Origin of the sequence: Actinomyces sp. oral taxon 175 str. F0384 (assembly GCF_000223355.1) — a bacterium.
In the GTDB taxonomy this organism is placed as follows: domain Bacteria; phylum Actinomycetota; class Actinomycetes; order Actinomycetales; family Actinomycetaceae; genus Actinomyces; species Actinomyces oris.
In genome coordinates, this window is record NZ_AFUR01000001.1 from 71,087 (window position 1) to 83,791 (window position 12,705).

At 70.8% G+C, this 12,705-nt stretch carries 12 protein-coding genes; 2 read left to right on the plus strand and 10 right to left on the minus strand.

Annotated elements, in window-relative coordinates; genetic code table 11:
* Positions 1-70 precede the first annotated feature (70 nt).
* Positions 71-1,636, plus strand: coding sequence for a hypothetical protein (locus HMPREF9058_RS00270; protein ID WP_254654011.1), 1,566 nt, complete (start codon positions 71-73; stop codon positions 1,634-1,636).
* Between the two features lie 71 nt (positions 1,637-1,707).
* Here HMPREF9058_RS00270 and HMPREF9058_RS00275 read toward each other — a convergent pair whose 3' ends face one another.
* The 3 genes from HMPREF9058_RS00275 to HMPREF9058_RS00285 all read right to left on the minus strand — a co-directional run bounded on the left by HMPREF9058_RS00275 (position 1,708) and on the right by HMPREF9058_RS00285 (position 4,717).
* Entirely contained in the window at positions 1,708-2,529 is an 822-nt protein-coding gene (locus HMPREF9058_RS00275; RefSeq protein WP_009747469.1) for a S9 family peptidase, read from the minus strand.
* A gap of 295 nt (positions 2,530-2,824) precedes the next feature.
* Entirely contained in the window at positions 2,825-3,736 is a 912-nt protein-coding gene (locus tag HMPREF9058_RS00280; protein ID WP_009405732.1) for a copper homeostasis protein CutC, read from the minus strand.
* Between the two features lie 66 nt (positions 3,737-3,802).
* The gene (locus HMPREF9058_RS00285) at positions 3,803-4,717 is read right to left on the minus strand and encodes a cation diffusion facilitator family transporter (RefSeq protein ID WP_009747291.1); all 915 of its coding nucleotides are present in this window, start codon (positions 4,715-4,717) and stop codon (positions 3,803-3,805) included.
* A 197-nt stretch (positions 4,718-4,914) separates the two neighbouring features.
* On the opposite strand from HMPREF9058_RS00285, the gene HMPREF9058_RS00290 reads away from it, so the two are divergent.
* Positions 4,915-5,724, plus strand: coding sequence for a trimeric intracellular cation channel family protein (locus tag HMPREF9058_RS00290; RefSeq protein WP_009405643.1), 810 nt, complete (start codon positions 4,915-4,917; stop codon positions 5,722-5,724).
* Between the two features lie 62 nt (positions 5,725-5,786).
* Here the strand turns inward: HMPREF9058_RS00290 and HMPREF9058_RS00295 are convergent, their stop codons facing one another.
* The 7 genes from HMPREF9058_RS00295 to HMPREF9058_RS13935 form a co-directional block, all read right to left on the minus strand.
* Complete coding sequence (locus HMPREF9058_RS00295; RefSeq protein WP_009406192.1) at positions 5,787-6,104, minus strand: hypothetical protein; 318 nt, start codon at positions 6,102-6,104, stop codon at positions 5,787-5,789.
* A gap of 158 nt (positions 6,105-6,262) precedes the next feature.
* Complete coding sequence (locus HMPREF9058_RS00300) at positions 6,263-6,592, minus strand: hypothetical protein (RefSeq protein ID WP_009406470.1); 330 nt, start codon at positions 6,590-6,592, stop codon at positions 6,263-6,265.
* Positions 6,593-6,833: 241 nt separating this feature from the next.
* Positions 6,834-8,108, minus strand: coding sequence for an App1 family protein (locus HMPREF9058_RS00305; RefSeq protein WP_009406050.1), 1,275 nt, complete (start codon positions 8,106-8,108; stop codon positions 6,834-6,836).
* 182 nt (positions 8,109-8,290) lie between these two features.
* Entirely contained in the window at positions 8,291-9,562 is a 1,272-nt protein-coding gene (locus HMPREF9058_RS00310) for a glycosyltransferase 87 family protein (RefSeq protein ID WP_009747521.1), read from the minus strand.
* Between the two features lie 147 nt (positions 9,563-9,709).
* Positions 9,710-10,963 carry an MFS transporter gene (locus HMPREF9058_RS00315; protein ID WP_009405584.1) on the minus strand — a complete coding sequence of 418 codons (1,254 nt, stop codon included), beginning with the start codon at positions 10,961-10,963 and terminating at the stop codon, positions 9,710-9,712.
* Positions 10,964-11,067: 104 nt separating this feature from the next.
* Positions 11,068-12,369: a hypothetical protein gene (locus tag HMPREF9058_RS00320; protein WP_009406494.1), complete on the minus strand. Its 1,302-nt coding sequence runs from the start codon at positions 12,367-12,369 to the stop codon at positions 11,068-11,070.
* A 196-nt stretch (positions 12,370-12,565) separates the two neighbouring features.
* The gene (locus tag HMPREF9058_RS13935; RefSeq protein WP_302621217.1) at positions 12,566-12,691 is read right to left on the minus strand and encodes a hypothetical protein; all 126 of its coding nucleotides are present in this window, start codon (positions 12,689-12,691) and stop codon (positions 12,566-12,568) included.
* Positions 12,692-12,705: the final 14 nt, after the last annotated feature.

Here is a 12,705-nt window from a genome sequence, read left to right on the forward strand (position 1 = left end):
CGATCGCCCCGCGACAGGACCGCCGCCAAAGGCCGAGCCGATGGGGGCCCTGCGTGAAATACTCACCGACATGACGGATACTCCCCAGTGGCCGGGCCACTCCTCCGGGCCCTTCCCGCACGGTGCCGGCGGGTCTCAGCCTCCTTACGGGCCTCAGCCTCCCTACGGCCCGCAGGCCTCTCAACCCATGCCGGCGCCCTACGGTCCTCAGGGCGCGGTGGGTTGGCAGAATCCGCCTGCGGCGGGCGGCCTTCCCGGTCAGCCGGTCATGCAGCAGCCGGCCCAGCCTCCGTACCTCCCGGCAGGGGCGCCCGTGCCCTACCAGACCGGTCCGGTCTACCCGGGCGCCCCCGACGGCGGGGCGCCCAAGCGCAGACGGCACACCGCCGTCATTGTGGCGGTCGTGATCGTGCTGGTCCTCGCGGTTGCCGGAGGGGGAGCGGCCTACTGGTGGCTGCATGGCCGAGACGGGGCTCCAACTGACCTGACGAAGCCGACATCGGGCTGGAGCAAGGCCTGGGCTAACGGCTATGAGGAGGTCTGGGCTCTCGACGCCCCCAAGAACGAGCCCGGCCCCGAAGGCCGTGTCTCGATCGAGCATGTCGGCGACTATGTCATCCGGGTGGTCTCCGAAAGCGGCCAGATGCATGTCGAGGTGTTCTCTCTGAAGAGCAATGCCCCCAAGCTCCTGTGGGAGGAGGACTTCGAGTCGGAGGAAGAGTTTTACTACCCCGACGTATGGAACGGAAAGCTGGTCGAGGACGACAAGCTCGTAGACCTCGGCTCCCAGAAGCATGAGGATGCTCCCTGGAAGGCGGGGGCCTCGATCGCCATCAACGCAGACAAAGCGATCTCCTGCGAAGGTGCAACGTGCACCATGTGGTCCTCCTCGAAGCAGCGCGTCTGGCAGAAGAAGCTCCCCTTCGACGACCCCGGCTCCGAGAACGCCTTCATCTCGCCCCAGTTCGATCACTACGCGATAGCGAGCATCTCCCAGGGCAGGAAGACGCAGTACCTGCATGTCGACCTCACCACCGGTCAGGCCTCCCCGATTGAAGGAGTCTCGATGGACACCTCACCCACTGCCATGAAGGACGGCTGGATGATCTTCGACTCTCATCCCTCATCCTCGGGGCGACCGGATAGCGTGACCCTCATCAACCCCGATGGTTCGGTCAAGGAGACCTTCGATGTAGGCGTTCCCGACGACTTCACCGACTACCCGTGGTCACCCCATGATTTCACCCTCGACCAGACGCGCGCCTGGCTCAAGAACGGCGACACCTCCTGGGCGCCATCGACCTACTCGATCAACAAGGATGATAAGGAGTGCACGTCCATCACGGTGGCCGGCCAGAGAATCGACCTCGGCGAGGACAACTCGCTGTCCGTGAAGTTCCCCGGCGGCTGCCAGGGCGTGCCCATCCAAGGCGTCCACCACTCCGGAGACGGGGAGATCGGCGTCTTCTTCGAGCGCAAGAGCGAGGCTGAGACAGATCTGCACCTCGTCGACATGTCCACCGGTGAGAGCCCCGCGCCGCTTCCCCTGAAGAGGAGGGGCGGCTTCAACGCCGAAGGCGACTTCCTCATCACCTACGAGGAGAACGGCGCCGTCAAGGCCTACCGCCCGTCCTGATCCGCCCGGCTCTCCTTGCGCGTGCCGACGGCGGTGCCGTCGCCACCCGGCGCAAGGAGCCGGGCGGCCGCTCAGCGCAGGCGGCGCTGCGCCCACTCCAGGCTCAGGCGGGCGACCTCCTCCTGGGCCTGCTCCAGGGTCTCGGCGTGGACATGGACCATCTGGCTGGAGTCGGGCAGCAGCGGGAAGCCCTCGGCGGTGGCCTCAGCGGTGTCGGGCAGCTCGTTGGACAGCACCCCGTGCACCATGAGCACCGGCCAGGGCAGATCCGCCAGGGTGCGCTGCGGATCCTGCATGGAGAAGTCCGCCAGCGTCTCCTTGGACAGGACGTTCCACTCACGGGAGTTGGGGTTGTCATCCACCAGGCGCGTCAGTCCGTGCTGGGCGAGCTCATCGAGCTGCTCGGGGGAGAAGATCTCCTCCCACAGGATCGACTGCGGCCCCACGATGGCCCCCACGAGCACCGCCGTGCGCACATGCTCGGGCCTCGCCAGGAGCGCCGCCGTCGCCCCGAAACCGTTGGCGTGGATCATCTGCCGGGTGAAGCCCAGGCCGGCCAGCCAGCTGGAGGCCGCCCGCAGGTCCTCGGCCTCGCCCGCCAGCGTGATGACGTCGTCGTCGGACTCACCCAGACCCGAGAAGTCCAGGTTGAGCGTGGCCAGACCCGCCTCGCGGTAGCGGGCACCGATCCAGTCCAGCCTCCCGCCCTGACCGTGACGGTCGGTGAGGAAGTCGTGCGCCAGCAGGACCACGCCCTCAGGTCGCGCCTGTGGGGGCTGGGTGTCCTCCGACGTCGTAGAAACCTCCAGATCGATGGGGGCGGCTCCGGCAGGCAGCTGGAGGGTGCCGGCCAGGGTGATCCCGCGTGGGGTATCGATGCGGACGTCGTTCATGGGGTCAACCTAAGACAGAAAATAGGGGTGAGCATGGGGGATGCATCGGTAGTTCTCCCGATTGCGCTTCGAGCGTGACGAAGGCGTCGAGACCTCCGGACGCTCGCCGGGCTGTAGATATCTACGAACCGTGAGGATTCTCCGGCAACGGAGGATGCCGGACCGGGGACCAAGGGCCGAGGAGGGTGACAAAGGTGCCAGGCCGGGGTGCGTACCCCGAGTCGTCGGGGATGCGCACCCGGCCTCGGCTCCGCCGTCGGGCGGGAGGAGGGCAGGGACGGGCGGGGCTGCCGAGCTACGCGGGAAGCGGTACCGCGCGGACCGTCTCGACGGCGCGGCGCACCAGGGCCTCATCGGTGCGCTGGGGCTCGTCGGGGGTCAGTCCCTCGCGGGGGCAGCGCATGTGGACCTCGCGCACGCCGGTGGACTCCACGAGGTCGACCAGGCCGTCGGGGCGCACGGCCCCGGCCGCGACCACGGTCGGCCCGCCACTGGCCACCAGCCCGGCGATCACCGAGGCGCCGTCGGCCGCGGTCTGGGCCGCCCCACTGGTCAGGACGTAGCGCACGCCGAGTCCCTCCAGGTCCCCGTAGGCCTCGACGGTGTCGCGGCACTGATCGAAGGCCCGATGGAAGGTGACGGGGGCGCCATTGGCCATGTCGACCAGCAGGCGCACGAGGCCGCGGTCAATGGTGCCGTCCTCGGTCAGGGCACCGACGACGAAGCCCAGGTCCACCGCCGGCGGCAGCGTCGTGCGCCCCCCGCCCGTGGCCTGGGGGCGGGTGAACTCGGCCATCTCCAGGGCCAGGGTGGCGATGCGCCGCACGTCGGCGATCATCGCCCGGCCCTCATCGGCGTTGTAGACGAAGGACCCGCCCCGGGGACGGATGAGGATCCGCAGGCCGAAGGGGGCGGCGGCCTCGGGCTTCTCCGCCCAGTGGGCGCCGGCCTGGGCACGGCGCTGCTCGACCTGCTCGGCGGCGGCGAAGATGGCGGCCTCGATGGTGCCGATCGAGGGGGTGGTGCCGGCGGCGGTGAGGTTCGCGCCCAGCTCGGCCCGGTCAGCCCCGGCCCGGGCGGAGATCCTCACGCCCTCAACGTCCTCGACGCAGGTCTCCAGGACGACGTGGCTGGGGTGACGCCAGGCGGGGACGGGAGCGGTGATCGTGTGCTGGCGCAGCGACGGTGCTGAGCCGGCGAGCCTCATTGCATTCATGGGGCCGAGTCTGACATGTCCGCACGGTGATGGAAACCGACTTGACCTGGGAGTTCTTCACATGTCCTCCAGATCCTCGTAGGACTTGGGGTCCTCAATGGGCTCCAGGTGCGCCGAGATGCGCAGGCTGGTGTCGGCCTCGATGAGCTCGTCGATGACCTGCTCGGTGAAGTCGTGCCCCTTCTTGACGCTCCAGGCCGCCGGAACCAGTACGTGCAGCTCCATGAAGCGCCGGTTGCCGGCCTCGCGCACCCGCACCGCGTGGAAGTCGATCATGCCCACCTGGCGGTGGCGCGCCAGAACCTCCTCCACGCGCTGGAGCACCTCAGCGGACGGGGCGATGTCCATGAGACCGCCCACCGAGTCACGAATGAGCGTGAAGCCGGTCCACATAATGTTGAGCCCGGCCCCCAGGGCGACGACGGCGTCGAGCACGGCCGAGCCGAAGACGGCCACCAGTGCCACCCCGACCAGGACCGCGGCGGAGGTGACGACGTCAGTGGCCAGGTGCTTGGCGTCGGCCACCAGGGTCATGGAGCGCTCGCGGCGCCCGGCCCGGTAGAGCACCCACGCCACCGCACCGTTGAGGAGCGAGGCGATGACCGAGACCGCCAGACCCACCCCCAGCTGCTCGGGCATCTGCGGGTGGATAAAACGCTCGATGGCGGAGATGATGATGACGGCGGCGGCCACGAAGATCATGACGCCCTCGACGACGGCCGAGAAGTACTCGGCCTTGGAATGCCCGAACTGGTGGTCGGCGTCGGCCGGCTTGGCCGCGATCTTCAGCACGATGAGGGCGACGACGGCGGCGATGAGGTTGACCACGGACTCGGCGGCGTCGGAGAGCAGACCCACGGAGCCGGTCAGCCAGGCCGCGGCCCCCTTGAGCGCGATCGTGGCCAGTGCGGCACCGATGGACAGCCACGCGTAGCGGCTCAGGTCCTTGGGGGGTGAGTAGCGGGAGGACACGACCCGATCATGGCGCGGGCCTCAGCGCTCTGACCACCCGAGGTTTCGTGTCGCCGCAACGCGCGGTCCGCGGCGGTCGGGTGTCCGCCCCGCGCTGTGCCGTGCACTAAGGTGCCCGGTAGCGGCGGGCTGCCGGTCCGACACCGGGATCGACGGCGGGACGCCACCATGACAGGAGCGAAAGGCGGGCAACCGAGGTGCTGGACCTCTCTTCCCTCACGCTTCACATGCCGGCGTCCCTGACCGACACCTTCCGGCTGCTGGACCTGTGCGGGGTCCTGCTCAACGGGATCCTGGGCGGGCTCATCGCCCGGCGCAAGAACTTCGACCTGGTGGGCTTCGTCGTCCTGGCCATGCTCACGGCCACCGCCGGCGGCATCCTGCGCGACGTCATGATCCAGGCCGGCCCGCCCTTCGCCCTGACCGACCCCTACTACCTCTACACGGCCTGCCTGGGGGCGACGGTGGCCTGGTTCGTGCCGCTGACCTCGCGGCCCACCCGGCGCCTGCTCGTGGTGGCCGACGCCGTCATCCTGGGCTGCTGGGCCGCCACCGGGGCCTCGAAGGCCCTCACCTATGGGCTCGGCGTCATGCCGGCGCTCCTGCTGGGCTGCCTCACCGCCATCGGCGGCTCCATGATCCGCGACGTCGCGGTGGGGGAGACTCCGGCCGTCTTCGGGGGCAACAAGCTTTACGCGATCCCGGCGCTCATCGCCGCCGGCACCCAGGTCGTGGCCATCAAGGCGGGGGTGGCCGATGCTCACGCCATGCTCGTGTCCACCGTGGTCGGTGCGGGCCTGTGCGTGCTCGCCTACTGGCGCTCCTGGCAGCTGCCGGTCATCTCCGACCGGGAACGGCGCCGGGCCGGGCGGCGCGCGGCGAACGGCGCGCTCGTGGGCTGGCGCCGGGGGCTCATGATGGGGCCGCTCAAGGCCCCCTCCTGGCGCGGCCGCGGCGGGCAGACGGCGCAGGAGGGCACCTCCTCCCAGCAGCCCGAGCAGGGCTAGGGGCGGACTGCGGGGTTAGCCGGGCCGTTAGCCGGGCTCAGTTGGTTGGCCTCGAGCCGGCCTCAGGAACTCTCGCCGACCGGGCGCACGCTGGCCTGACCGGCGTCGACGGGCTGGGACTGGGCGCCGCCCTTGCTCGAGGGTGCCCCGAAGAGCCGCTCCTTGACGGCGTCGGCGACCTTCTCGGTGACGGCCTCGCCCTGGGTGCGCACGGCCTGCTTGACGTGACTGGAGGCGGCGTCGACCCGGGTGCGCACGAAGGGCTGCTCGGCGACCTTGGAGGCCGCGGTCTTGATGCGCTCGTACTGGGCGCGCCCGGCGCGGGTCCCGAGCACGTATCCCGCGCCGAGTCCGAGGATGAAGGGGATCTTGCCGGCCATATCGTCTCCTGAGCTTGAAGGAAGCACTGCTGGGTGCGTCATCACCATACCGGCCGGGGGCCGGGGCGACTGACGTGAAGGGGGTTCGGGGACCGCGTGATCGCCCACAGCGTCACGCGCGGGGCGGCCGCGGGGCCTGGGCGGCCCTCACCCTGGAATCACACGGTCTTCTCCGAGGAGTCGCCGGTGGAGGGGATCAAGCCCGCCGCGGGGTCCTGGAGGCTGGTGCCGTGGGCGCTCGGCTGGGAGGCGATCAGGCCGTCCGGCGTGACGGTGGTGATGTAGGAGCGGCCGCCCAGGATGACGCCGAGCGTCACCAGCAGCCCGGTGCCCATGAGGGTGGCGACCTGCAGCACGTTGAGGTCGGCCAGGATCGCGTGGCGGCGCAGCGAGGCCGCCGTCGAGGCGGCGGAGCTAGTGGGGCCGTTCGGGCCGGTGGGGCTGGTGGGCTCTGCCGGACCGGTGGAGTCTGTAGAGAAGGGGGACATGTGATTCCTCCTGTTCGCTGGGGATGGGAACGGGGGCGCTCGCCCCGATGAACCCAGGTAACCGCCGGGGCCTGTCGTCCGTGTAGGGCGGGCCTGTGCCGTCCCTGTGAACCGGGCGGGCTGTGCGTCGATCCGCATGCTGGCGGGCATCGAGGCCGGTGGAGGGGCCTGCGTGAGACATGCCGCATGGAGGGGGCGGCCGGGAAACGGCCCGCTCTCAGCGGTGGTCGCCGTGAGGCTGTCAGCGGCGCGGCGCGGCCTCCAGCAGCTCGCGGGGCAGGCGCCGGGCCAACTCGTAGCCGTCGGCGCCCACGACGACGGGCACGTCGGCCTCGGCCAGGGTCCGGGCCTCCGGCCCGATGCCCATGGGGTGGGCGGTCAACCCTCCGGCGAGCACCTGCTGGGTGGCGGTCAGGCGGCGGATGGCGACGGCGGCGATCCGGTCGGCGTGGTGGCGGGCGGCCTCGCCGTAGATGTGCGGGTCGTGCTGGCCGTCGTCGCCGAAGAGGATCCAGGTGATCTGGGGCAGGTCGATCATGAGTCGGCGCAGCTCGGTGCGCTTGTGCTCGATGCCCGAGCGGAACCAGCCGGTGTTGGTCGGCCCCCAGTCGGTCATGAGCGCGGGTCCCGAGGGGAAGCCGTGGCGGGAGAAGAAGGAGCGCAGGGTGGGGACCACGTTCCAGGCCCCGGTGGACAGGTACATCATCGGGGTGCCCGGGTGGGCGGCCTGGATGCGCGAGTAGAGCTCGGCCATCCCGGGGACGGGCTCGCGCGCCGAGGAGTACTTGACGAGCTGGTTCCAGGCGGCCACGAGCACGCGGGGGACATGCGTGACCATGGCGGTGTCGTCGATGTCGGAGATGATGCCCAGGCGCGGGCCCTCGGGGATGATGAGGACCTTGGCGGCGACCGTGTGCGCCCCCATCGCCTCGATCCTGGCCTCGTGCCAGCCCGGCTCCAGGCCGTGGTCGCGCACGACGACGTCGATGTAGCCGCTGCGGTCGGCCCGGGTGCGCACGCTGGCCCGGCCCACGTGGACCGTCACCGGCAGGAAGGCCACCGGCACCTCGATGAACAGGCGCCAGCCGCGCTGCGCATCGCTCAGCCCGGTCATGGCGAAGCTGCGGGCCTGGGCGGCGCTGACGGGAAGAGTGTCGGGCAGGGAGCGGAACAGGGGTCCCTCGGCGGGGGCGTCCTGGGGACGCATCACCATGCGGGCCAGGACCCGGGCCATGGGAGCGGGCCGGGAGGGCTGAGTGGGCTGGGAGGAACCGGAGCAGGTCCCGCGGGAGGCTGAGGCGGGGCGCCGGTGGGCTCCGGCCACGCTGCGCTGGGTCGCAGTGTTCTGGTGCTGCTCCTGGTGCTGCGGCGCCGTCGGGCCGGGCTGAGCCGGGGCGCTGGTGCCGTAGCCGTCGTAGGGAATGACGCGGGGCCGCCAGCCCTGACGCTTGAGGACCGGGACGGTATCGCGATGGAACCGGTCCTCGACGGCGCGGGCGATGTCGGAGAGGGGCACCCCTGGATCCTAGACGACTCAGGGGTTCCAATCGTTGCGTTCGTCGGGTGGATCGCGCGGTCGTAGGGTAGGTCGCGGGGTCGTACCCTGAACCCTCGATAGCGCGACCTACGGTACGACCGCGAGCGCCTGTCAGCGCCTGTCAGCGCCTGTCAGCGCCTCTCAGCGGCTCTCAGCGGCTCTCAGTGGTGCAGGGCCTTGAGCCGCCGGCCGCTCGCCCACCACAGGACGGCCCCGCAGCCCAGGGCCCACCAGGTGTAGCTCGAGCCGACGGCCTTGGCCCAGGCGGGCCAGTTCTGCTCCACGTGGTTCTGCTCGGGGAACCACCACTGCATCGCCAGGACGAAGACGAGGAACCCGGCGGCGCCGGCCACGCCGAGCGCGGTCGAGCGCCAGCGCCAGGCCGCCGCCGCGACCGACATGAGCACGGGCAGGCACCACACCCAGTGGTGCGACCAGGAGATGGGGGAGATGAGCAGGCCGAGCACCATGACCACGCTGATCTGGAGGGACAGGATCAGGCCGTCGTCCTGCCCGGGACCCCCGGCCGCGCCGCCGGCTCCCCGCAACCGGTCCAGCCGGCGGCACAGGAACCAGGCCACCACGACGGCGAGCAGGGAGCACACCGCCCAGGTGAGGTTCCAGGCGGCCTCCGGCAACCCCCGGGCGATCGCGCCCTTGAGGTTCTGATTGCCCGAGTAGTCGGCGAAACCGGCGCGCCCCGGATCCCACATGGCCGAGGTGAAGAACTCCCAGGACTCGGCGGGGGCCGCCAGGGCGGCCAGGAGCGTCAGTCCGACGGCGCTGCCCGCCATGGTGGCCGCCGCCCGCCACTCCCGGCGCGCCAGGAGCACCAGGATCGCGACCGCCGGCGTCAGCTTGATCGCCGCGGCCAGGCCGCTGAGGGCCCCGCGCCAGCGCGAGCGCTCAGGAACCAGGAACAGGTCCACGGCCACCAGCGCCATGAGAATGGCGTTGACCTGCGCGTACTCCATGGTCTTGGGGAAGGGCTCCAGGGCGATGACCCCGATGAGCGCCAGCCACGGTGCCAGGCTGCGTGCCATCCGGGGCGCGACGGCCAGCCGCCTGAGAACCGCGTAGGCGGTCACGGCTGCGCACAGCGGTGTGGCCACGATCAGCAGCACGGTGGCCTGCTGGTACGACATCCAGGTCAGGGGCGAGATCACCCAGGCCGCCAGGGGCGTGTAGGTGAAGGGCCACAGGTGCTGGCCCGGGTTGGCGTACCAGCTGTAGAGGTCCCCGCCGTCGAGCCACTGACGGACGGCCTCGTAGTAGACGAAGGAATCCAGCTTGAACAGCCACTGGCCGTGCTCATCCACCAAAGACCAGTAGGCGGGCACCAGCAGGGCCAGCCATCCCAAAGCGGCGACGACGGGCGATGAGGCGACGGCGTGTGCGGCCGCCGCCAGCCGCGGAGGTCGGGCGGCAGGCATCCCGCTCCCACGGCCGGGGTGCCCCGTGGGGCCGGTGCCCGACTGGGAGGGAAGGGGGGCGTGTTGTGGATTTCCTGCGATCGGCATCGTGCTGAGTGTAGAAGAGTCACCAAGAACGCTGGGAACTGTGTCTCCCGCCGAGGACGCTCAGTGACCGCCCAGCGAGCCGCTGGTCCGCGCTCGCCTGAGCGCCGGCAGCCCCAGGACACCAACCACGACGGCGCCCCAGGCGAAGGCGGCCACCGCCAGGTACCCGGCGCGCGAGCCACCGGCGTCGGTGGCCTGCCCCGCCAGCAGGGACCCGATCGAGACCCCGATGTTGAGGGCCGTGCTCACCCAGGCCAGACCCTCGGTCAGCTGGGAGGGGGCCACCGTCACCTGCACGATGTTGTTGCCGCTGGTCAGGGTGGGGGCGATGGCCAGCCCCGTCAGGAGTGCCAGGACGGACAGCACCACCAGGCTCGGGGCGAAACCGAAGGTCGAGGCCCCCACCGCCAGCCCCACCAGTCCGGCCATGAGCTGCTTCCACAGCGGCCACCCCCACGTGCGCGAGCCGTAGAGGAGGGCCGCGCCGAAGGAGCCCACGCCCCACACCGCCAGGACCAGGCCCGAGGCCGACTTGTGCCCGGCCTCGGTGGCGAAGGCGACCGCGGCGACGTCGTTGGCCCCGAACAGGGCCCCCAGGATGAGGAAGACGATGGCGATGGACACCATCGCGCCGTAGCGCATCACCGGTGGGTGCGCCGCGGCCTGATCCGACTGCTCGGCGGCCTCAGCGGTGCGCCGCGGCCGAGTCGGGTGCGGCGCGGGCTCAGTGGCGCGCTGGCCGAGGAACCACAGCCCCCCGACCAGCTGCATCACCACACAGCACACCCAGCCCGAGATCACCGGCAGGAACGGCGTCGTGCACAGGGCCGTGGCCAGCACCGGCCCGAGAATGAAGGCCACCTCGTCCAGGGCCGCCTCCAGGGAGAAGGCCGCGTGAACCTCCTCGGGGCGGGTGAGCATCGCCGTCCAGCGCGCCCGCACCAGTGAGCCCATGGAACCGGCCAGCCCACCGGCCAGGGCTGACAGGGCGGCCAGGGTCCCCAGGTGCGCGTGCACGGCGGCGGCGCCGGCCAGCCCCACCAGGCTCAAGGACGACACGAGCACCGCGGGCAGCATGACCCGCGACTGGCCGTAGCGGTCGACGCAGCGGGCCAGGATCGGCGCCCCGATGGCCATGGCTACGAAGTTCGCGGCGCTGACCAGGCCCGCGGCCGTGTAGGAGCCGTAGAGCTCCTCGACCGCCAGGATCGTGGAGATCCCCACCATGGACATGGGGAAACGGGCGATGAGCCCGGCGCTCGTGAAGGAGCGGGCGCCGGGGTGAATGAGGATCGTTCGGTAGGAGGTGGCCATGTCGGACGTCGTGCGCTGCTGGAAGGTGTGGCTCAGAGGAAGTTCAGAGGAATAGAACGGGTCGGAGCCCCGGCGGGCGGGGCTCCGACCTGGGGTGAAACGGATCAGTTGCTGCGGTGGGTGGTGGGGGTCACGCTCTCGCGGCTGAGGATGAAGCCCTGACCGGTGACCTGGCTCCAGCACTGCATGCCGGAGTCTGCCGACTCACAGGCGAAGGTGGAGTTCTTGGCGGCGGAGCCGTAGCTGAGGCTGACGCCCTTGGTGGAGAAGGTGGACCCGCAGCTCTGGCTGGACTTCCCGTCCGTGCCGATCGTGACCGTCAGCGGCTTCGAGGACGGGCAGGAAGCGGTCGAGGCGTGCTCGTTGATGACGCAGGTGAGGTTGTTGTCATTCAGGGTGCAGCTGATGTTGCCGCTGGGGGCGTCGAAGGCGGACAGCTCCTGAGCGTTGGCGGGTGCCGGCGCCTTGAGCGTGGGGGTTGCCGAGGCACTCGGGGTGGCCGAGGCCGAGGGGGAGGCGGACTGGGCGGCCGGGGAGGAGCCGTCTTGAGCCGCGGCCTGGCCGGAGTCGGCCGGGGCCTCGGTGCCCGAGTCGGCGGCCGAGCCCTTGTCACTGCCCCCGGAGAGGTACCAGGTCGCCAGGAAGACCAGGACGGTGGCCACCAGGAGCGCCAGGATGAGCAGGATGCGGTTGGAGGTCAGGAAGGAGGACGGGGCCTCGGAGTCGTCGTCCTCGGTGCCGACGCCGAAGACGCCGTCGTCGCCGGCCACTGCGGGGGCCTGCTGCACGGGAGCCGGAATGACCGGGCTCTGCGCCTGAGAGACGTTCGCGGACTGCTGGAAGGTCTGCTGCAGGGCGGGCTGAACCGGCCGGGCCGGTGACTGGGAGGCCATTGCCTGGGCGGGGTGGGACGTGGGCACCGAGACAGTCGGGTCACCCGCGGCCTGGAAGCCGTCAACCTGCGTGTTCGCGCCGGCAGCGTTGAAGGCGCTCGGTGCGCTCGCGGCGCTCCTCGAGCTGGTGGCGGAGATCGCAGAGGCGCCGGAGACCGCGCTGCCGGGCTGGAGCGAACGGGGCAGGGTCACCTGCGTGGGGGCCTCGGAGGACCTGGCCGACGGGGCGCTGTGCTGGGCGCCGGGGGGCGAGACCACCGCCAGCTGTGGCGATGACTGCGCCGACTGCGCCGACGGCGCTGACTGGGGATGGCTGTTGCGAGAGGCCAGGGCTGCGTCGACCGCGGGGTCACCCAGGGTTCCCAACCACTCCAGGAGGGCGGGATAGGTGCGTGGGTTGGCGGCGATGTAGGGGCGCAGGCCGGGGTAGTTCTGCGCCAGCTGGTGGAGGGTCTCCAACTCTGCATTGGGATCCTGCGCTCGCGCGACAAGCTCGTCCTTGGCCTGAGACATGCTGGGTCCTTCGAGGGTCGGGAAAACGACGTCGGTCCAGGTTGTGACCGGCACCTGGGGCCGTCGCGGGTCGGGTGTCGGGCCGCCCGTGATACCGAGTCAGGGAACGCAGTACCACCTCGGCGGCATTGGGGTCGGTCAGCCGGCCACGTTGGAAGACTACCTGAGGACACCGTGAATCCGACTGCCTGACGGGTCACGGCCGCAGCCCGTCAGTGTCCGACGACGGCGGATCGTCGCCGATGGCGGCGGTGAGGCAGGCCCGTTCGGCGGGTGCAGCGGGGCCGGCGCCGCCGGCCTCCGATCGGGTGTGGGCTCCCACATGGTGGAATCAGG